Raw genomic sequence first — 22,102 nt, forward strand, 5'->3', positions numbered from 1 at the left:
CAGATCACTGTAAAGCAGTTCTAATTAAAATTACCACTATCGCCCACTTTTGTTTTTCATACTTTAGTACGAGGTAGCATAAACCTAATAAATCAGTGTATTACGTTTAAATATGACGACGAATACTCAGCAACAAGATTAACAACTATGAAAACAGAGATAAAAAATCACACAATGTCATATTGTCAAAATAAAAAACCATTTTTTAAATAATCATCAGTATTTTGGCCAGTTTATTATCCAATATCAAAACAAATGGACCATTTACATGAAAAGGTGATAAGTAGCTCAGAATACATTTTTAGATTGACCTAAGTATTAATTCTGGTAAATTTGGCAGGTTAGCCAATTTTCGGCTTTTGGAAACTTTAACGATTTATCTATTTTTTTATGTATTTTGTACTCATGAGTAGAAGCTCAATTGGGTGTACATAGTTTAGAATTTAGTGAATTGAATGCAAGGGAGAAGTGCAATGTCAGTCTATGACCCGTCGCTGGAAAAAGACAACTGTGGTTTTGGTTTAATTGCCCATCAAGAAGGTGAAGCTAGTCACAAGTTAGTTCGCGTCGCTATATCATCATTAGACCGTATGCAACATAGGGGCGGTATCGCGGCAGATGGAAAAACAGGAGATGGCTGTGGTTTGCTAATGCAAAAGCCTGACGGTTTTTTCCGTGCTATCGCGGTAGAAAATGATTGGAATCTAGGAAGTAACTACGCCGTTGGTATGATGTTCTTAAATCAAGATACGGATAAATCAGCAGCAGCAAAACAAATCATTAAAGAAGAGCTCGAACGCGAAACTCTGAATGTTGTTGGCTGGCGTGAAGTTCCTCTTGATACGAGCGTACTCGGTGAAATTGCAATGTCATCATTGCCACAAATTCAACAAATTTTTATCAATGCTCCTGCTGGTTGGGCGCCTAAAGATATCGAGCGTCGTTTATATTTAACTAAACGTCGTATCGAAAAACGCATTACAGATGATAGCGATTTCTATATTGCCAGCTTGTCAAACCTCGTCACGATCTACAAAGGTCTGTGTATGGCGGGGGATCTGCCGAAGTTCTTTTTAGACCTTGCCGATCTTCGTATGCAATCTGCAATTTGCTTATTCCACCAACGATTCTCAACAAATACATCGCCAAAATGGCCGTTAGCACAACCATTCCGCTTTATGGCGCATAATGGTGAAATTAACACGATCGAAGGTAACCGAGAATGGGCTCGCGCACGTAGTTATAAATTTAGCTCACCATTACTCCCTGATATGCACGACGCTGCTCCGTTTGTTAATACCAAAGGTTCAGACTCATCGTCAATGGATAACATGTTAGAACTCTTTTTAGCCGGTGGTATGGATATTTTCCGCGCTTTCCGTCTATTAGTGCCGCCAGCATGGCAGAATCATCCCAATATGGATGATGATCTACGTGCATTCTATGACTTCAACTCGATGCATATGGAACCTTGGGATGGCCCAGCAGGTATTGTACTAAGTGATGGTCGTTATGCTGCTTGTGGTCTCGACCGTAATGGCTTACGACCTGCACGTTATGTACGTACCACAGACGGGTTTATCACTGTCGCTTCTGAAGTCGGCATTTGGGATTACAGTGCAGATGAAGTAATCGAAAAAGGCCGTGTAGGTCCAGGCGAATTATTAGTTATCGATACTGAAACAGGTAAATTATGGACATCTTGGGACATTGACCAAGAATTAAAAGGCCGTAATCCTTATCGTGAATGGTTAACGAACAATTCAACGAAACTAACACCGTTTGAAGCATTACCAAAAGAAGCTATTGGGATGCGTACTTTTAATGACGAACAATTAACAACGTATCAAAAACAATTTGATTACAGTAGAGAAGAACTCGATCAAATTATTCGTGTGTTAGGTGAAAATGCGCAAGAAGCAACAGGCTCTATGGGGGATGATACCCCGATGGCAGTCCTTTCAACTAAAACGCGTTCGCTGTATGATTACTTCCGTCAAAAATTCGCGCAAGTAACCAACCCTCCAATCGACCCATTACGTGAAAACCATGTAATGTCATTGGCAACTTGCATCGGGCGTGAGCACAATGTATTTAATGAAACAGATGGTCATGCGCACCGCGTACTATTTGATTCTCCAGTACTACTATTCTCAGACTTTAAGCAAGTCACTGAATTAAGCGGCGAGCACTATAAAACCGCAAAAATTAACCTTTGCTTTAACGGTCAAGATGAAACTCTAGCACGTGCCGTAGCACGTGTTACTGCAGAAGCAATTGAACTTGCTGCTTCTGGTGCTGTGTTATTAGTACTAACTGACCGCACGTTAGCGAAAAATAATTTACCCATCCCTGCAGCAATGGCAGTTGGTGCCGTACAAACAGCATTAGTTGACGCTAATTTACGTTGTGATACCAATATTGTTGTAGAAACGGCAAGTGCCCGAGATCCACATCACTTCGCCGTATTACTTGGTTTTGGTGCGACTGCGGTTTACCCTTATCTTGCTTATGAATCACTACGTAAACTTGTTGAAATAGAAACAATTCAGCAAGATATTGCTAAGACATTATTAAACTACCGTAATGGTATTAATAAAGGTCTGTACAAGATCATGTCGAAAATGGGTATCTCTACCATTGCCAGTTATCGTTGCTCACAACTGTTTGAAGCCGTAGGTTTAGCCGACGAAGTTATTGAGTTATGCTTTAAAGGCACAAGCAGCCGAATCAAAGGTGCGGACTTTAGCGATTTCCATATCGACCAGCAAAAACTAAGTAAATTAGCATGGACAAAACGTAAACCGACCTCACAAGGTGGTCTACTTAAATATGTTCATGGTGGTGAATACCATGCTTATAACCCTGATGTTGTCAGTACATTACAAACAGCAGTACAAAGCGGTAAATACGAAGACTACCTGCAGTATTCAACAGAAGTAAATGAGCGCCCTATTGCAACTTTGCGTGATATGTTACAGCTGAAAAAATCAGATAATCCGGTTGCACTGGATGCTGTAGAGCATGAAGATAACTTGTTCAAACGTTTTGATACCGCGGCAATGTCAATCGGCGCATTAAGCCCTGAAGCACATGAAGCACTGGCGATTGCGATGAACACCTTAGGTGGTAACTCCAACTCGGGTGAAGGCGGTGAAGATCCACGTCGTTTTGGTACTTTAAAAGTATCTAAAATTAAACAAATCGCGTCAGGCCGCTTTGGCGTAACACCGCATTACTTAATGAATGCAGAAATCATTCAAATTAAAGTAGCGCAAGGTGCAAAACCAGGTGAAGGAGGCCAATTACCGGGACATAAAGTAACAACTGAAATTGCCAAACTACGTAATTCAGTCCCCGGTGTAACCCTTATTTCACCACCACCGCATCATGATATTTATTCAATTGAAGATTTATCACAGCTGATTTTTGATATTAAACAGATCAACCCATCTGCGTTAGTATCCGTTAAATTAGTATCTGAACCTGGAGTTGGCACGATTGCGACAGGTGTTGCAAAAGCATATGCCGACTTAATCACCATTTCAGGTTATGACGGCGGTACAGCTGCAAGTCCGATTACCTCAGTTAAATATGCCGGTAGTCCTTGGGAACTTGGTTTAGCAGAAACACAACAAGCATTAGTTGAAAATGGCTTACGTCATCGTATCCGCTTACAAGTCGATGGTGGCCTAAAAACCGGTCTCGATGTTGTTAAAGGTGCGATTCTTGGTGCTGAAAGCTTTGGTTTTGGTACTGGACCAATGGTGGCCTTAGGTTGTAAATTCCTACGAATTTGTCACCTGAACAACTGTGCGACAGGTGTTGCAACACAAGACGACAAATTACGTCAGGATCACTTCCATGGTCTACCGGAAATGGTCATGAACTACTTCAAGTTTATTGCCCAAGAAACCCGTGAAATCATGGCATCACTTGGCGTAACCCAGTTAACGGATTTAATTGGTCGAACAGATTTATTAGTGCAACTAGACGGTCTCACTGATAAACAGCGTAAAATTGACTTATCTGGTATTACGTATAAACCACAGCCAAAAGAAGGTTTAGGTATATATTGCCAAGCAACCAACGAACCGTATGATAAAGCAGAACTTAACGAAGCTTTAATTGCGCATTACTTAGAATCAATCACTGAGAAATCAGGGTTATCAAGTAGCTTCCCGATTAAAAATACCGATCGTTCTGTTGGTGCCCGCCTGTCTGGTGAAATTGCGAAACAGCATGGTAACCAAGGTATGGCATCAGATCCAATCACAGTTAACTTTACAGGTACTGCTGGTCAAAGTTTTGGTGTATGGAACGCTGGCGGCTTAAATCTTAATCTGATAGGCGATGCCAACGATTATGTAGGTAAAGGCATGACAGGTGGCCGCATTGTTATCCGCCCAGAACCCGGTTCAGCGTTTAAAACACACGAAGCAGTTATAGCAGGTAATACTTGTCTATATGGTGCATCGGGTGGCGAATTATACGCAGCTGGCTTAGCTGGTGAACGTTTCGCTGTGCGTAACTCTGGTGCAAATGCCGTAATCGAAGGTATTGGTGACAACGGTTGTGAATACATGACAGGTGGTATTGTTACAGTCCTCGGTGATACAGGTGTTAACTTTGGTGCTGGTATGACAGGTGGTTTTGCTTATATTTATGACCTAAGTGGTCAATTAGCAAGTAAACTTAACAATGAACTAGTGGAACAACATGCAGTAACGGATTACCCAATGCACGTTGAACACCTTCGCGGTATTATCATTGAACACCTTGCACAGACATGCAGTCAGCATGCGCAAGATCTGCTTAATGAATTCGATACAGTGATGAACAAATTTTTTATTATCAAGCCTAAATCAGCTGATATGAACGCATTACTTGGCCACAAATCACGCTCTGCCGCAGAGCTACGTGTCCAGGCTCAATAGGAGGGATCATGAGTAATAATGTATTTCAATTTGTCGATGTACAACGCATTGATCCAGATAAAAAAGCGTTAAAGATCCGTAAAGTGGACTTTATCGAAATTTACAAACCGTTTACGGCTAACCAAGCGAAAATGCAAGCAGGTCGTTGCTTAGAATGTGGTAATCCGTACTGTGAGTGGAAATGCCCAGTACATAACTACATTCCAAACTGGCTAAAACTGGTTGAAGAAGGCCGTATTATTGAAGCGGCTGAGCTTTGTCATGAAACCAACAGCTTACCTGAAGTTTGTGGTCGAGTTTGCCCACAAGATCGTTTATGCGAAGGTTCTTGTACGCTAAATACAGATTTTGGTGCGGTTACTATTGGTAATGTTGAAAAATACATTACCGACGAAGCCTTTAAAATGGGCTGGCGTCCAGACATGTCTAAGGTGGTTCGCAATGATAAAAAAGTGGCGATTATCGGTGCCGGTCCAGCAGGTCTTGCTACTGCTGATATCTTAGTGCGTAATGGTGTAACCCCTGTCGTTTATGACCGTAACCCAGAAATCGGTGGTCTATTAACGTTTGGTATTCCAGCCTTTAAGCTTGATAAAAGCGTAATGACTCACCGCCGTGAAGTTTTCACAGAAATGGGGATCGAATTTTGCCTTAATACTGAAATTGGTAAAGATATTCAATTCAGTGAATTAGTGGCAGAGTACGATGCTGTATTTGTTGGTGTTGGTACGTATAAATACATCAATGGTGGTTTTGACAACGGAACTGCACAAGGTGTTTATGACGCCCTACCTTACCTGATTGCCAACACGAATAATGAACTCGGTTTTGAAAAAAGTGCTGATGAATTTATCAATTTAAAAGGCAAAACGGTCGTTGTTCTAGGTGGTGGTGATACTGCGATGGACTGCGTACGTACTGCGGTTCGTCAAGGTGCTAAAGACGTTTATTGTGCTTATCGTCGAGACGAAATAAGCATGCCAGGTTCTAAGCGCGAAGTTAAAAATGCCAAAGAAGAAGGTGTTAAATTCTTATGGAATTTACAACCACTTGATATTGAAGTGGCAGGTGATAAAGCCATAGGCGTTAAAATGGTGAAAACTCGCTTAGGTAATCCAGATGAGAAAGGTCGTCGTCGTGCCGAACAAGTGATTGGTTCTGAGCACGTACTGAAAGCCGATGCGGTTATTCAAGCATTTGGTTTCCAGCCAGACCCGGCACAATGGTTATTGGATGAAGGTGTTACAACGAATAGCTGGAACGGCATTATTGCACCAGCAGAAAGTGACTTCCCATTCCAAACAGCAAATCCTAAAATCTTTGCTGGCGGTGATGCTGTTCGAGGCTCTGACCTTGTGGTAACCGCAATTGATGAAGGCCGACGTGCAGCCGAGGCAATACTCGACTACCTAGAGGTCTAAAGATTAAAAGGTTTAGACGTTTAAGCCGCTCATCGTTAAAATTACACATCTAATTAAAAACGCTAGCATTAATAATGCTAGCGTTTTTTTATTCTTTATTTTAAGCTAAAAAAAACGATAATATATTTAATTATCAACTGATTTTTTGTATTATATCCGTCAATTTAAAGGCATCAATGGCTTAATACTTGGTAATAATGAATTCGCTTAACCCCCTCACAACAACGAAACTAAAGTGGATTACACTCAGAATCACTTTCTCTTTTTTAAGTATGCTAATTAGCGTACCAAGTTTTGCTGCGCAAGAGATAATCTTAGGCGATTATATTAAAACCGAATTACCGACCCCAGCTACCGAGCCTACAAGCACTGATACCAATATCGCCATAAATACAGATGCAGTTACCACCACAGAAAACAGTCAAGAAATCATCCTCGCGGATAGCTTAGGTATAGATGAAGACTGGGTCTGGTTAAAATCGGGAGAATTTTTAATTGGAAAGATCGAAGATCTCTATGATGAAAAACTGGCTTTTGATAGCGATGACCTCGGTGATTTAAAAATTAAATGGAAAGACATTAGCCGTATTAATAGCCGCCAATTATTTACCATTCTAACCGTTAATGGGAAGGTTATCACAGGTACGATTGCACTTGAAAATGGTATAATGACGGTCAGTAACAACCGCCAGCATAAAGTTAATCAAAAAGATCTTATGACCCTGATCGCCGGCCCCGAAACGGGTACCAATATCTGGAAAGGCAAGGTAACCTTTGGAGCAAACCTAAGCTCGGGTAATACCAATAAACTCGAATATAATACCAATGCTGAACTTTCTCGTCACACCACAACATCACGAATTAAAACCTCATATACCGCAATTATTGGCGAGACTAATAACGTGCAAACCGATGAGAACCATCGTTTCGTCATGACCTACGATGTTTATAGTGATAAAGATCTGTTTTTCCGACCAATTGATTTAAACTTATATCGCGATCCGCTACAAAATGTAAACAATCGGATCAATCTCGGTATGGGTATTGGTTATCAATTTATTGACGACGGTGACCAAGAGTTGGAAATGCACTTAGGTCCCTCTTATTTATATACGAAATATGAATATACTGACGCAGAACTCAATAAAAGTGATTCCAGTCTCGCTGTATCCTTCAGTCTCGATTATGAACGTGAAATACATGACAAGATTGATTTTGAATTAAGTTATAAATTGACGGCTACAGAATCTGATCTTGGTGGATACCTACAATATACGAAATTAAACTTTGATATTGAGCTCACAGATATACTGGATTTCGAAATTACATTTTTCTGGGACCGTATCAATAATCCCCTACCCGATATTGATAGTTCTCCATTAGAAAAAAATGACTTTCGACTTGCGTTTGGCTTAGGTGTTTCTTTTAATTAATACCTTGACGACCAATTCATACAACAACGAAACTGTGCTAGCATGACATTTTTTGAGATAGATTAGAGACAACGATGAAAATTGGTATTATTGGTGCAATGGAACAGGAAGTTGAGATCCTGCGCGAGCAACTAGAGAACGTAACAACATTTACTCAAGCTGGCTGTGAATACTACAGCGGGTCACTTGCAGGTCATGATGTAATTTTAAGTAAATCAGGTATTGGTAAAGTTGCTGCAGCCGTAGCGACGACACTACTACTTGAGCATTACAAACCTGATTACATCATCAATACTGGTTCAGCTGGCGGTTACGATAAAGCGCTTAAAGTTGGCGATGTTGTGATTTCAAGTGAAGTTCGTCACCACGATGTTGACTTAACTGTTTTTGGCTACGAAATGGGTCAATGTGCACAAAAACCTGCTGCCTATATCCCAGATCCTCGTCTTGTTGAAGCCGCTAAAAAAGCGATTTCAGTAGACAGTGAAATTAAAACTATCGAAGGTTTAATTTGTACTGGCGATAGCTTCATGGCTGATCCGAAAAAAGTAGAAGAGGCACGTAATAACTTCCCTACAATGGCGGCAGTAGAAATGGAAGCAGCAGCAATTGCACAAACATGTCACCAGTTTGACGTACCTTTTGTTGTGATTCGTTCATTATCAGATATCGCGGGTAAAGAATCACCAACATCATTTGAAGAATACCTGGTTGTTGCCGCGAAGAACTCATCAGCAATGGTAGTAAACATGTTAAACGAGTTAAAATAACATGAATTTGGCCATGGATTGGACCAGCATGCAGTCAGTATTTATATTGCTGACTGCAGTCGTCATCGCACGCTTACCGCTCTGCCCACCTCACTTTCACCCTACGCAACTTTTAAACCTATTCTTTAGCGCCGTTGCGGGTAAAGTAAATAATGCACAACGCAGCCACCAGCAACAATATATTGCAGGTAACCTTGCGCTCATCATCATGCTTGGGTTTATCTTAATTATCGCCGCCGTCATTCAATTTATTATGATTGAGCCCATCTTATTTGAATTCGTATTATTACTGTGTTTATTGCAATGGGAAAAAATAAACTTACCTGAAGTTAATTTAGGTAACCTCGAAAAGCAAACTATCATAAGCCAAATACAACCTCGGACATTACGCGATTTAGACCAGTTATCCTTACTCGGTTTACATAAAGCGAGTATTGAAAATCTATGTCTACGTAATAGCTATCAGTGGTTTGCCGTTATATTTTGGTATGTCAGTGTTGGTATTTGGGCCGCGATTATTTATCGTGTAATTCAGCTAATGGCATATAACTGGAATAGTAAACTAACCGTTAATCGTCATTTTGGTCGCCCTGCAGCATCTTTACAGCTCTTATTAACCGCCCCCACCCATATCATACTCGGATGCACATTACGCAGCTTACAACGCGCGACAAGTCCGTTAGCAAATTTAAACAAACAGGCAAAGAAATGGCATCACTTTAGCAGCGGTTTTTTATTATCAAGTTTTGCCTATAGTCTCGCCATTCAATTAGGCGGACCACGAAAATACCAAGGGTCGATGCACCGCTTTAGTCAACTTGGCCATGCTCAGCCTGCACAACGCGATGATATCAATCGAGCACAACAAAAACTGACGTTGGCCTTATTAGTCTGGTTATCTTTTATTACCGCCATCTCCCTGCTTATTTCGATTAGATAGACTGACAATATTCACTTTTCAACATCATGAGTACTTATGTTTTTTTATGCACGCTTCCTTACATTCGTTATCATCCCACTTTTCACATTTGCATTACCGGTTCAAGCATTACCTTTACCAGTACAAGAAAAGTACCCACAGCGTATCGTATCGCTCTCACCGCATATCACAGAACTGATTTTTGCTGCTGGTGCTGGTGAACGACTAATCGGAGTCAGTGCTTACTCAGATTATCCTGAACAAGCAAAAACATTACCGATTGTCGCCAGTTCACAACAAATAAATATCGAAACGATACTCGCGCTTGATCCCGATCTGATTATTTACTGGCAACAAGGTAATTCGACGGCCGATATCAACCAGCTCAAAAAATTTGGTATCCCTGTTTATGCGTCAAAGACAGGTGGATTAGCCGATGTCGCAATACAAATACAAAAACTTGGCGAAATCTTTGGTACACAAGCGATTGCTAATCCAGCCAGTGATAAATACCGTAAAGCCTTAGCGCGGCTACGTGAAAATTATAAAAACAATCCCAAACAAAATCTGTTTTATCAAGTGTGGGCAACGCCATTAATGACCGTCGCCAGAGATCCTTGGTTACAAGAACAATTCGCCCTATGTGGATTTAATAATGTATTCAGTGACAGTCCCGTTCCCTACCCAGTGATTAACGTTGAGCAAGTACTCGTGAAGCAACCAGCAGTAATCATCGCAGGTACAGTCAACGACAGTGAATTACAGCAGTGGCAAACTTGGCAAAGTATCCCTGCGGTTAAAAATGGTAATATATTTAAAATTAACCCTGACGTATCTCACCGTTTTTCTCCTCGCGTACTAACAGGAATAAAAACACTCTGTGATATAGCCCTTAAAGCGAAAAAACACACCAAATCAATGTGATTTATTTTATGTTCAGATAACAAGTACAAATATTGCCATAATTCAAACAGCTAACTACAGTTAACAATACCTACTTTGGTATTGTTACTATTTTAGTTTTATTGATGGCAATCACTTATGGCACTGTTTACAACATTATTAATCGCACCATATCGCCTAATCACAAGCAACAGTAACTGATGAATGCGTGGGCCTGGTTATATCGTTGCTATGATATTCTCTGGCGTAAACGTATTTATTTGCTGATTCCCGTATTAACGATGCCGCTGATTGGCTATCAAGTTGGCCGCAGTATTCCAGAAAGCTATCACTCTCATACCACGATTCTACTGCAAGAACGCAACCTACTAAATCCATTCTTAGCCGAATTATCTTTGCCCCTTAATATTCAGTCTCGCTTTAAAACCATTAATATTCTCGCTAAACGTAACCCCGTATTATTAGAGGTTGCAAAACAAGTTGGGTTAATTCAATCAAGTCATTCAAAGGAGCAACGACAAAACATAGTTGAGCAAATAAAATCTTCATTAACACTATCGCTCACGGGGACAGACTTAGTTACCATTGAAATGGTATGGCCAGATCCGAAACAATTAAGCATAATACTCGATGCGGTCAGTAATCAATTTATTTTACGATTAACTAAGCCCAACCAAGATGTCGCATTAAACAGTAAAATTTTTCTTGCTGAGCAACTAGAGCAACAACATGTTGTATTATTACAAGCTGAAAAAGCCCTTTTTGGCTATAAATTTAAACATGCAGGCATCATTCCTGAGTTATATGAAGCCAGAGAATCGACACAGATTAACATCACAAACCGTATAAAAGATAAAGAGCAAGCATTAGCCTTGCTGCAATCTAAATTAACGCTATTAACAAAGAAATTAATTCTAACAAACCCTGCAGCTCAGTTTATTGATAATAAAATTAGGCAGCTCGAAACATTAAAAATCCACCAGTTAGGGTATTACACAGAACAACACTCGCAAGTTAAGTCAACAAGCCTACAAATATCTCGCTTACAAGAGCAAAGACAAGAGTTACAATCAAAAATACAAAACCAGCAAGCGTTGAACTTACTGTTAAACCGTATTACACGACTTACACGTCAAGCCTTAACAACCCAAGTAACACCGTTATTGCTGAATGAACTCGATGATTATGAGCACTATAGAAACGCAATCATAAAAATACAATTAGAATTGAATACATTAAAAAAGCAGCATGAGTATTTCCAAAAAAATCAAAATAAATATTCGATGGTTGAGCAAGAGTTACTACAATTACAACGTCATTTCACGACAACAAACACGCTTTATCAGAATCTACTCACACGCTATGAAATGGTATCAATTAGTTATGATCTCAGCGAGTTCGAGTCAACGAATACAGTTAAAATAATTACCCCCCCTTTCATTCCCGAAAAAACGATAAATTTATCTCTACTCACTTATATATTACTGGGATTATTGCTCGGGATAATACAAGGGGTAGCAATTAGCTTAACCCTGTCAGCAACACAAGATACCTTATGGCATGAAAGTCAAATTACTCACGCGACGGGTTTAAAAATTATTGCACGTCTCCCTTTAATTTCACCATCATCGGGTCGATAAGTGATCTAAAAAATCGTTTTCCCTTATCTTGCAGTTATTCCAACCATGTTCAAATTAGAGAAAAAATCCATTTCAACTCTCAACTTGTCACCTTGTTAATTGATTTAATTGAACCTAAATTTAAACTAATCGTAACGATCAAGGTCACTATATTAACAATCATTAAAAATAAACAACTAAAAATGCATTATCAATAGTTGCATGTTGAGATTAATACGCTATATTAAAATTAGAAACCGAAACAGCCGACCACTTTATTGGTCAAACCGGTGTGATTCATCGTATTTGGCTTTTCAATGCCGGCGTGCTTGGTTATCTCACTCTAACTTAGGGTTAGCGCTTTAGAAAAATAGCATTCGAATAACAAAAAAGCTCACTACTAGTAGTGAGCTTTTTTGTGTTTGTAGAATAATACCAATAGCGATCATCTTTATCGCTATCGTAAACCGTTTAGTTAAAACACATCGCTGCTGATAACAATGCTTGCGTATAAGCTTGCTGCGGTTGATTGAAAATCGATTCCGTTTCACCTTCTTCAACAATCTTCCCCGCTTTCAATACTAATATACGATGACTTACAGCCCGTACCACACTTAAGTCATGGGTGATAAATATATAACTTAATTGATGCTGTCGCTGTAATTGACACAATAAATCTAAGATCTGTTTTTGCACAGTCCGATCTAATGCAGATGTAGGCTCATCTAAAATTAATATTTTTGGCTTAAGAACTAAGGCGCGTGCGATTGCAATACGTTGACGTTGTCCACCCGAAAATTGATGCGGGTAACGTGCTAAGGCGTCCAAAGGTAGCGCAACATCAATCAAGGCTTGTTTAACCGCTATTTCGATTTCAGCATCACTGTGTTTGCCCTGCACCTCTAAACCCTCACTGATAATCTGACGTACCGACATGCGTGGGCTTAAACTGCCAAACGGATCTTGAAAGACAATTTGTAATGACTGACGATAATCACGCATAGCAGTCAGGTTTAATCCTTGCAGATTAGTCCCATTAAAATAAATATCGCCTTCACTCTTAATCAACCTCAATAGACCACGTACCAAGGTGCTTTTCCCCGAGCCACTCTCCCCCACAATACCAAGCGTTTCGCCTTCATTTAGCTGCAACGACACACCGTCAACGGCTTTAACATGATCATAAGTTCGCTGCCAAAGCCCTTTTTTCAATGGAAACCAAACTTTAAAATATTTTATCTGTAATAACGGTTTTGTAGATATTAACGTAGGCATGTCACGCTGTGGTTCAGCATCCAACAAAGTTTTGGTATAAGTGTGCTGAGGGGCTGAAAAAATACGTTCAACAGCCCCCATCTCCACAATTCTCCCCTGTTTCATCACCGCCACATCATCGGCCAAATGTTTAACGATATTCAGATCATGGGTGATCATTAATATCGCCATTCCCAATTTAGCTTGTAATGATTTTAACAATTCCAAAATTTGTAATTGCACAGTAACATCGAGTGCGGTTGTTGGCTCATCTGCAATCAGTAAATCCGGTTCATTGGCTAACGCCATGGCAATCATCACACGTTGACGTTGGCCACCTGATAATTCATGGGGATAAGAGCCTAATCGTTTTTTGGGTTCAGGTATCGCGACTAAATCAAGCAATTCAAGACAACGTAACTGCGCAGCTTTTTTATTGAATCCTTGATGCAAGAAGAGTATTTCTGATATCTGTTTTTCAATGGTATGCAGAGGATTAAGCGAAGTCATCGGTTCCTGGAAGATCATACTGGCCATATTACCACGTAGCGATTGCATCACAGCCCGGTCTTTACCTATGACTTCTTTACCCATCAACTTAATACTGCCCGCGGGATAGCTCACCGCAGGAAACGGTAATAACTGCAGAATAGATAATGCAGTCACAGATTTACCTGAACCACTTTCACCCACCAGCGCAAATGTTTTACCTTTCTCAATATTAAACGAGACGTGCTCAACGACTTGTTGTTGACCAAAACTAATCGATAAATCGTTGACTTCAAGTACCAGCGGTTTCGCTTCAGCGTTATTCATCACGCCCCCTTACGAGGATCAAACGCATCACGCGCCGCCTCTCCAATAAAGACTAATAACACCAAAATTACCGACATAGACACAAATGCAGTGATCCCCAACCAAGGTGCTTGTAAATTATTTTTACCTTGCTTAATTAACTCTCCTAACGAAGGAGACCCTACTTCTAAACCAAAACCAAGAAAATCTAACGAGGTTAATGTGGTTAATGCACCTGTGAAGATAAACGGCATAAAAGTCATCGTGGCCACCATGGCATTAGGCAGAATATGTTTAAACATAATCGCACGATGAGATTGCCCCAGCGCTTTAGCTGCAATAACATATTCGAGATGACGACCACGTAAGAATTCGGCACGAACTACATCCACCAATGCCATCCAGCTAAATAACAGCATAATACCCAACAACCACCAAAAATTAGGTTGCACTAAACTGGCTAAAATAATTAACAAGAACAGCATAGGCAAGCCTGACCAGATCTCGATAAAACGCTGGCCATAAAGATCGATACGACCACCAAAGTACCCTTGTGTCGCGCCCACGGCTACACCTATAATAGTGCTAAATATGGTCAGAGTAATCGCAAACAACACTGATATACGGAAGCCATAAATAAGGCGCGCTAATACATCGCGGCTTTGATCATCGGTGCCTAATAAATTTTGACTGTCCGGCGCAGATGGTGCTGGTACCGTTAAATTATAATTAAACGTATCATAGCTAAACGGGATCAAAGGCCACCACATTTCCCCTTGTTCTAAAATAATCTCTTGAATATATTCATCACGATAATCTGCGGGGATATCGAGTTCACCACCAAATTCTAACTCGCTATAATCATATAAAATAGGTAAGTAATAACTTTCGTTATAGCGTATTAATAACGGCTTATCATTCGCAATAATATCGGCACATAAGCTCAATAAAAATAACCCAGTGAACAACCATAACGACCAATAGCCGCGTTTATTATGCTTAAAAGTTTGCCAACGATTTAGATTCATCGGATTTTGTTTAATGCGATGCCACGTTGCGATCCAGCCCATTATGATTGCGCCTCAAAATTAATACGTGGGTCAATCAGCATATAAGTAACATCACTGATTAACTTAATAATCAGTCCCATTAGCGTAAAAATATACAAGGTACCAAACACCACCGGATAATCACGATTAATCACCGACTCAAAACCCAATAACCCAAGTCCATCTAACGAGAAAATAATTTCAATCATCAAAGAGCCTGTAAAAAAAATACTGATCAGCGCTGCCGGTAATCCAGCTATAACTAATAACATCGCATTGCGAAATACATGTCCGTATAACACCTTATTTTCGGTCAATCCTTTGGCTCTCGCCGTGACCACATATTGCTTATTAATTTCGTCTAAAAATGTATTTTTGGTCAGCAAGGTTAAGGTAGCAAAACTGCTGATCACTGAGGCCACAATAGGTAAGGTTAAATGCCAGAAATAATCTTTAATTTGCTCGAAGGTCGTTAATTCATCGAAGTTAGCAGAAGTGAGTCCCCGTAAGGGGAACCAATCAAAATAGCTGCCGCCCGCAAATACCACAATCAGTAATAACGCAAACAAAAAGTTAGGTATCGCGAAACCAATCACCACAGCACTCGAACTCCACACATCAAATGATGATCCGTGTGAGATGGCTTTCTTTATCCCCAAAGGTATCGAAATAAGATACACCAAGATCGTGGTCCACAAGCCTAACGAAATCGACACAGGTAACTTATCCAATACCAGATCAATAACAGAGCTGTCGCGAAAAAAACTATCGCCAAAATCAAATCGTAAATAACTTTTAAGCATCAACCAATAGCGTTCATACAAAGGCTTATCAAACCCATATAGTCGTTCTAACTCTTTTATATATTCAGGATCAATACCTTGTGCGCCACGATACTGGTTACCACTGTCATGATTTAAATTAACTTTCACTTCACCCTGACTATTACCATCAACGCGACTGGTTGCTGAGGATTCAATCCCTTGTAATTTAGCTAAAGACTGCTCAACAGGCCCGCCCGGCGCTGCTTGGATGATAATAAAATTAAGAGTGATAATACCCAACAGTGTCGGGATCATTAACAAACAACGACGCAGTATATAACTCCACATTTACCTAATTTCCTTTACTGCTAACGCTGTCTTTTTGCCACCAGCTATCAATGGCTAAACCATACTTAGGTAACTGTGTCGGACGCTGTATTTGCTGCCAATATGCCACGCGGTAACTGCTAATATGCCATTGTGGGATCACCAAGTTTTTCCACAGTAAAACCCGATCAAGTGCTTTCGTCGCCGTAATCAAGCTGTCACGGTCTGTGGCATTTATCACCTTAGCCACTAATGCATCGACAACCGGATCTTGTAAGCCTATACGGTTAAGCGTACCCGGCATATTGGCAAATTCACTGCCCCACATACTTAATTGTTCGTTACCTGGTGAGAGGCTTTGTGCTTGTATCAAGGTATAGACATCAAAATTAAAATTATTCAATCTGTTCAGATACTGCGACACATCAACAATACGAATCTCAGAGGCGACACCGATACGTTGTAAATTTTTACGAAATGGCTGAATAATACGTTCAAATGATGGGCTATAAACCAAAAACTCCAAACTTAATTGTTTACCGCTAGCATCCACCATTTTACCTGATTTCAACGTCCAGCCAGCTTGCTTTAACAAGCGAATCGCTTGACGCTGTTGCTTGCGTACACGACCATCGCCTTTGGTTTTATCCAATGTATACACTTGGGTAAATAACTCTGCAGGTAATTGTGCTTTAAAAGGCGTCAGCAGGGCCAACTCGTCCCCTTCAGGGATCCCCCTTGCCGCGAGTTCTGAATTACTAAAGAAACTGTCCGAGCGCTTATACGCACCGTAAAATAACGTTCTATTCGTCCATTCAAAATCAAACATTAAGCCTAATGCTTTACGTACATTAGGATCTTTAAATTTGTCTTTACGTAAATTAAACCAAAATGCCTGCATACCTTGTGGATTATGATGTTGGATCTCTTCCTTGATAATGTTACCAGAAGTAAATTGCTTACCTTGATAACCCGTAGCCCACTGTTTAGAGATATTCTCAGCTCTAAAATCAACATCTCCGGCTTTAAATGCTTCAAAAGCAATGCTGCCATCTTTGTAATAATCAAAAATAATATGTTTAAAATTATAGCGGCCACGATTTACGGGTAAGTCTTTCGCCCAATAATTATCATTACGTAGATATTCAATACTACGACCCGCATCAAATGCCTTCATCGTATAAGGCCCAGAACCGAGCGGTACATTAAATGTCGCTTTCGCAAAATCTTTACCTTGCCAGTCTTTCTCAGAAAATACCGGTAACTGCGCTAATATTAAAGCCAACTCTTTATTCTTGTTGTCTTTTAAATTAAATTTAATAACGTATTTACTTTCGATTTCAACACTGGTGACGTCTTTGTATTGCGCGCGTAATTGCGGTACACCTTTCTCTATCAATACATCAAAGGTAAACTTCACATCTGCTGCGGTTAACTCAGAACCATCAGAAAACCGAGCCTTGGGATTTAAATGAAAACGAACCCAACTGCGATCTTCTGGCACTTCGATGTATTCAGCCACCAGACTATATAAAGTAAATGCTTCATCGCTGCTTTGCTGCATCAAGGTATCAAATAAATATCCGGTACCACTCCCTGAGACGCCTTTAACGATATAACCATTAAAGTTATCAAAACTGCCCATAGCAGCACGTCGTAGCGTGCCTTCGCGCGGCGCCGTTAAGTTAACATAATCGAAATGGGTAAAATTTTTACCATAAGCAGGCTCGCCATGCATTGCAATTGCAGAACGTAGAGAAGCGGTCATAACAGCGGTGTTCGCGATAGCGGCTTGGCTAGAGAGTAAAGACGTAAGAAATAGTAATACAACACTAAGCGATTGATTCATGGCGAGGTCCCTTTGCCCGATAAAAGTACTCATTCAATTTACTTACTAAAATAATAGCATTTAACTGTAATTAACAAGGATATAGATGCTTAAGAGACAAAAATGTTCACCTTATATCCATATTTATTCCATTAGGGTTATAACCTACACGTTGTAAACGACACCGAGCTATCCTTGCTGACGTCGAACATAAAGCGCAAGGTTTTCACCGGTGAGTGGCTTACTTGCATAAAAACCTTGGTAAAAACTGCATTGCTGGCGTTGTAAAAATTCAAGCTGCTGGCGACTTTCAACCCCTTCAGCGGTCACATTAAAGCCCATGTGTTTTGCCATCGCCAATACGGCTTCCACAATAGCCATGTCGGACACGTTATAAGGTATCCCTTGAATAAATGAGCGATCAATTTTTAGCTCATTCGCTGGCAAGCGTTTTAAGTAACTTAACGACGAATAACCCACACCAAAATCATCCACAGCAAAGCTCACTCCGATGTTTTTTAAGTCAGTTATTTTACGGATAGCGTCTTCTGCATGCTCAATAACCACAGATTCGGTGATCTCTAAATTAAGTTGCATCGGATCCATACCAGTCTCATCCAATACCATCAATACCGAATCAACAAAGTTATGATCATGAAATTGTCGGGTACTCACATTGACGGATAATTGCGGTACATTAACGCCCTGCGACTGCCATTCAACAAATTGACGACATGCAGCCTGTAATACCCATATACCGATTTCAATAATAAGATCGGTTTCTTCGGCAATCGGAATAAATTCAGCTGGAGAGATTTGCTGTTTACCGTCTAAATGCCAACGCACTAACGCTTCAACACCAATAATCTCGCCACTTTGCACCATATGTTGCGGTTGGTAATGCAAAAATAATTCATTCTTAGCAATCGCACTTTTCAGGCAATTATAAATATGCAGACGCTTATCTGCTTTACGCTGCATTTTAACATCAAAGAAAGAGACTTTTTTGCGACCATTTGATTTGGCTTGATACATTGCCGTATCCGCTTGTTTTAACAAATCAGCCGTTTCTTGGTCTTTACTTGGAAATAACGTCACACCGATACTGGCACCGATATGCAAAGCTTGCCCCTTATATAAATAAGGCTGGGAAATACGCTCGATTAATTGTTCTGCGAATAAATTGGCATGTTGCTCCGCATGCATTGGATTTTCAGATAAATCAGGTAACAAAATGACAAATTCATCTCCTCCTAAGCGAGAAATTAAATCTTGATCACCTTGTATTTCTCTTAATCGCTGAGCAACTTCGACTAATATTCCATCACCTACGGCATGACCTAGTGAATCATTAATGGCTTTAAAATTATCAAGATCAATGAATAATAACGCACCAATGACCTGATTATTGACAGCTGCTTTATAATGCATTTCAATTTTTTGATTAAGTAGGCGACGATTGGCTAACCCTGTTAACGCATCAAAAAAAGCCAAACTGTGGAATTGTTGTTGCGATTTACTCGCCGTCTCTACCGATAATGCACACCGTAATTCGTTATCCATTAACCGTAAATTACGTTGGACTAAGGTTGCAATAGATTGACAAAAAGAGGAGATGAACATCGACGTACTATCGCATGCTTGCATACCATAGAAATTAATCGCACCAATTAATTTATCGCCTTTAAACAAGGGAGATATCAGATTTACAACACTTGATTTACCATTGATATCAACAGGTTGAATGGCATTAAAGCCGGAATTAAGCTGTGTAACATCTGCGATACTAAACTCTATATCAAGATCGAGTATTGATATATGCCATGGTAATAATGGCATCACGCCAGAAAAATCTTCCGTAAATAAATGGATCTTTATATCGGTAATATCTAAGGTTTTTTTAGTTTGATTGACAAGGTTATCGACAAATAAAATAAATTCATCGTGACCACTCCAGTCTATGACACTTAACTGTAATAGCACGTGGTCAAGATGTGTAGCATCTGCAACAAGCTCATCACGTAAAGTCGTCATATTACATTTATTAATCATATTATAGGTATCAGCAATTATTTAATTTTATTGTCAACATAACTAAGCATAATGCCTAAGCATGACATAGAAGACAACGAATTTAACATAAATGCTTATAAATGTTTAATGCGTCACACTTTTAATCGCTTTCAAAAACTAAATTATTAAATGTGATCCAGATCACTTTATTTAAACCTAAAAGTCGTATTCTGAAGTTGAACCAACTAAGGGTATTACACAAGGAGATGTCTATGACATTTGAAATAACCAGTAAAGAAATTAAAGTTACGGCTCCTATGCACGAAAAACTTGCGATGAAATATGCGAAGTTAGAGCGCTTCAATATTCCAATGATTAATCCGCACGTAACAATAACGAAAGACAAAAATAACGTTAAAAAAATTGAGGCTAGCATTCACCTTCCTCAAGGCCAATTACTCGCAGTTTCTGAAGGAGAAGATCTTTACGCTGCAATTACGATTTTAGGCCAAAAGCTAGAGCGTCAATTAAATAAATATAGCGAAAAACACTCAGCGCATAAAAGCGGTAAAGAACAGTGTCGCGCAGGTGTAATAAGCGGTGAAGAACTCCCCGTAGAAAAGATTTCTGACGAAGAGTTAGAGCTCGCAGAGTATTAACAAAAAGACTAAAATCTCCTGATTCTCTATTTATTAGAGGAACAACGAATAAGCGCAGCATAGGACTGCGCTTTTTTATTTCTGCAGTTTGTCCCAGACACCTTGACTTTGCCTCGCTAGATAAATAAATTAAACAATCAATTATAAATAAATGTGCACCATTAGGCATATATACCCACATAACCTTATAGAGTACGCACAAGGATCCTATTTCATGGCAGACCTCAACGATATTAGAACTCGCATTACCACGCTGGATAATAATTTATTAAAATTATTATCCGAACGCAGAGAATTAGCCATCGAAGTGGCAAAGAGCAAGCAATCGACGAGTAAACCAGTACGCGATCAAGATCGTGAACAGCAACTACTAGTGCGTTTAATTAATCAAGGTCGTACACTTGGCCTAGATAGCAATTACATTATGAACATTTACCACACGGTTCTTGAAGACTCAGTGCTATTACAACAAGCCTTTTTACAACAAATCAAAAACCCGAATGCTGCAATTTCAGTCGCTCGTGTTGCTTTCTTAGGTGATAAAGGCTCTTACTCGAATCTTGCTTGTAAAAAATACTTTGCACGTCAAGACGACCGTTTAGTTGAATTAGGTTTTCCGACATTCCAACAAATCATCACAGCTGTAGAAAAAGGCCAAGCTGACTACGGTATGCTACCAATTGAGAATACCTCATCTGGTAGCATCAATGATGTTTACGACCTATTACAACACACCAGTTTATCGATTGTGGGTGAGTTAACACAGCCTATTGAGCACAGTTTAATCACCACCTGTGACACTGATTTATCAAAAATTGAAACTATCTATGCGCACCCACAGCCGTTTGCACAATGTTCATTGTTCTTAAGTGCACATCCACACATTAAAATTGAGTTTGTGGATAGTTCATCAGCAGCAATGGCTAAAGTAAAAGAGTTAGACAGTGATAAAGTCGCGGCAATTGGTAGTATTACTGGCGGTGAGCTATACGGTCTGAAGCCAATTCGTACCGGTTTGGCAAATCAAACTGAAAACTACAGCCGCTTTATTGTTGTGGCTCGTAAACCGGTTGATGTGGCTGTACAAATACCAGCAAAAACCACCTTCACAATGTCAACAGGGCAACAAGCGGGTTGCTTAGTTGAAGCATTATTAGTATTACGTGAACAAGGCGTCAATATGACAAAATTAGAATCTCGCCCTATTCAAGGTAACCCTTGGGAAGAAATGTTCTATATTGATGTCGCTGCTAATTTACAATCAGACAAAATGCAAAATGTGATTAAACAACTCACGCGTATTACCAACCAACTAAAAGTATTAGGTTGTTACCCAAGTGAAGACGTGGCTGCAACTGATGTACCTGAAGATCAACTATAATTTTATAAGCCTACGATTGTAGTTTAAACA

14 protein-coding genes are annotated in these 22,102 nt (G+C 39.8%); 9 read left to right on the plus strand and 5 right to left on the minus strand.

The features are described 5' to 3' along the window. Positions 1 to 473 precede the first annotated feature (473 nt). From gltB to BT797_RS09285, 7 genes are all read left to right on the plus strand, one after another. Positions 474 to 4,937: a glutamate synthase large subunit gene (gltB, locus tag BT797_RS09255; RefSeq protein WP_045111518.1), complete on the plus strand. Its 4,464-nt coding sequence runs from the start codon at positions 474 to 476 to the stop codon at positions 4,935 to 4,937. 8 nt (positions 4,938 to 4,945) lie between these two features. Beyond that, the gene (locus BT797_RS09260) at positions 4,946 to 6,358 is read left to right on the plus strand and encodes an FAD-dependent oxidoreductase (protein WP_045111519.1); all 1,413 of its coding nucleotides are present in this window, start codon (positions 4,946 to 4,948) and stop codon (positions 6,356 to 6,358) included. A gap of 197 nt (positions 6,359 to 6,555) precedes the next feature. Then, complete coding sequence (locus tag BT797_RS09265; protein ID WP_075471794.1) at positions 6,556 to 7,791, plus strand: DUF481 domain-containing protein; 1,236 nt, start codon at positions 6,556 to 6,558, stop codon at positions 7,789 to 7,791. Positions 7,792 to 7,865: 74 nt separating this feature from the next. Then, the gene (gene mtnN, locus BT797_RS09270; protein WP_045111521.1) at positions 7,866 to 8,561 is read left to right on the plus strand and encodes a 5'-methylthioadenosine/S-adenosylhomocysteine nucleosidase; all 696 of its coding nucleotides are present in this window, start codon (positions 7,866 to 7,868) and stop codon (positions 8,559 to 8,561) included. Positions 8,562 to 8,589: 28 nt separating this feature from the next. Continuing rightward, positions 8,590 to 9,501, plus strand: a complete 912-nt coding sequence (locus BT797_RS09275) for a cobalamin biosynthesis protein CobD/CbiB (protein ID WP_244534157.1) — start codon at positions 8,590 to 8,592, stop codon at positions 9,499 to 9,501. A 36-nt stretch (positions 9,502 to 9,537) separates the two neighbouring features. After that, positions 9,538 to 10,404 (plus strand): cobalamin-binding protein, encoded by an 867-nt coding sequence (locus tag BT797_RS09280; RefSeq protein ID WP_045111523.1) that lies wholly within the window; start codon positions 9,538 to 9,540, stop codon positions 10,402 to 10,404. A gap of 179 nt (positions 10,405 to 10,583) precedes the next feature. Continuing rightward, a complete protein-coding gene (locus BT797_RS09285) occupies positions 10,584 to 12,023 on the plus strand; it encodes a GumC family protein (protein ID WP_075471796.1) in 1,440 nt (479 codons plus the stop codon). Between the two features lie 450 nt (positions 12,024 to 12,473). On the opposite strand, the gene BT797_RS09290 is transcribed toward BT797_RS09285, so the two are convergent. From BT797_RS09290 to BT797_RS09310, 5 genes are all read right to left on the minus strand, one after another. Next, positions 12,474 to 14,072: an ABC transporter ATP-binding protein gene (locus BT797_RS09290; RefSeq protein ID WP_075471798.1), complete on the minus strand. Its 1,599-nt coding sequence runs from the start codon at positions 14,070 to 14,072 to the stop codon at positions 12,474 to 12,476. Then, the gene (locus BT797_RS09295) at positions 14,072 to 15,121 is read right to left on the minus strand and encodes an ABC transporter permease (RefSeq protein ID WP_045111526.1); all 1,050 of its coding nucleotides are present in this window, start codon (positions 15,119 to 15,121) and stop codon (positions 14,072 to 14,074) included. The genes BT797_RS09290 and BT797_RS09295 overlap by 1 nt, the downstream gene beginning before the upstream one ends. Continuing rightward, positions 15,121 to 16,212, minus strand: coding sequence for a microcin C ABC transporter permease YejB (locus BT797_RS09300; RefSeq protein ID WP_075471800.1), 1,092 nt, complete (start codon positions 16,210 to 16,212; stop codon positions 15,121 to 15,123). The genes BT797_RS09295 and BT797_RS09300 overlap by 1 nt, the downstream gene beginning before the upstream one ends. A 4-nt stretch (positions 16,213 to 16,216) precedes the next feature. Beyond that, positions 16,217 to 18,040 (minus strand): extracellular solute-binding protein, encoded by a 1,824-nt coding sequence (locus tag BT797_RS09305; RefSeq protein WP_045111528.1) that lies wholly within the window; start codon positions 18,038 to 18,040, stop codon positions 16,217 to 16,219. A 168-nt stretch (positions 18,041 to 18,208) separates the two neighbouring features. Next, a complete protein-coding gene (locus BT797_RS09310; RefSeq protein ID WP_244534158.1) occupies positions 18,209 to 20,053 on the minus strand; it encodes a putative bifunctional diguanylate cyclase/phosphodiesterase in 1,845 nt (614 codons plus the stop codon). Between the two features lie 251 nt (positions 20,054 to 20,304). Here BT797_RS09310 and hpf point away from each other — a divergent pair, with 251 nt between their 5' ends. Then, complete coding sequence (gene hpf / locus BT797_RS09315; protein WP_045111530.1) at positions 20,305 to 20,691, plus strand: ribosome hibernation-promoting factor, HPF/YfiA family; 387 nt, start codon at positions 20,305 to 20,307, stop codon at positions 20,689 to 20,691. Between the two features lie 214 nt (positions 20,692 to 20,905). Next, a complete protein-coding gene (locus BT797_RS09320) occupies positions 20,906 to 22,072 on the plus strand; it encodes a chorismate mutase (protein WP_045111531.1) in 1,167 nt (388 codons plus the stop codon). Positions 22,073 to 22,102 lie beyond the last annotated feature (30 nt).

It is taken from the genome of Moritella viscosa, assembly GCF_900120065.1.
Lineage (GTDB): Bacteria > Pseudomonadota > Gammaproteobacteria > Enterobacterales > Moritellaceae > Moritella > Moritella viscosa.

Coding starts and splice junctions, on each gene's coding strand:
- gltB (WP_045111518.1), top strand. CDS start 474: ATGTCAGTCTATGACCCGTCGCTGGAAAAAGACAACTGTGGTTTTGGT.
- BT797_RS09260 (WP_045111519.1), top strand. CDS start 4,946: ATGAGTAATAATGTATTTCAATTTGTCGATGTACAACGCATTGATCCA.
- BT797_RS09265 (WP_075471794.1), top strand. CDS start 6,556: ATGAATTCGCTTAACCCCCTCACAACAACGAAACTAAAGTGGATTACA.
- mtnN (WP_045111521.1), top strand. CDS start 7,866: ATGAAAATTGGTATTATTGGTGCAATGGAACAGGAAGTTGAGATCCTG.
- BT797_RS09275 (WP_244534157.1), top strand. CDS start 8,590: ATGCAGTCAGTATTTATATTGCTGACTGCAGTCGTCATCGCACGCTTA.
- BT797_RS09280 (WP_045111523.1), top strand. CDS start 9,538: ATGTTTTTTTATGCACGCTTCCTTACATTCGTTATCATCCCACTTTTC.
- BT797_RS09285 (WP_075471796.1), top strand. CDS start 10,584: ATGAATGCGTGGGCCTGGTTATATCGTTGCTATGATATTCTCTGGCGT.
- BT797_RS09290 (WP_075471798.1), bottom strand. CDS start 14,072: ATGAATAACGCTGAAGCGAAACCGCTGGTACTTGAAGTCAACGATTTA.
- BT797_RS09295 (WP_045111526.1), bottom strand. CDS start 15,121: ATGGGCTGGATCGCAACGTGGCATCGCATTAAACAAAATCCGATGAAT.
- BT797_RS09300 (WP_075471800.1), bottom strand. CDS start 16,212: ATGTGGAGTTATATACTGCGTCGTTGTTTGTTAATGATCCCGACACTG.
- BT797_RS09305 (WP_045111528.1), bottom strand. CDS start 18,040: ATGAATCAATCGCTTAGTGTTGTATTACTATTTCTTACGTCTTTACTC.
- BT797_RS09310 (WP_244534158.1), bottom strand. CDS start 20,053: ATGACGACTTTACGTGATGAGCTTGTTGCAGATGCTACACATCTTGAC.
- hpf (WP_045111530.1), top strand. CDS start 20,305: ATGACATTTGAAATAACCAGTAAAGAAATTAAAGTTACGGCTCCTATG.
- BT797_RS09320 (WP_045111531.1), top strand. CDS start 20,906: ATGGCAGACCTCAACGATATTAGAACTCGCATTACCACGCTGGATAAT.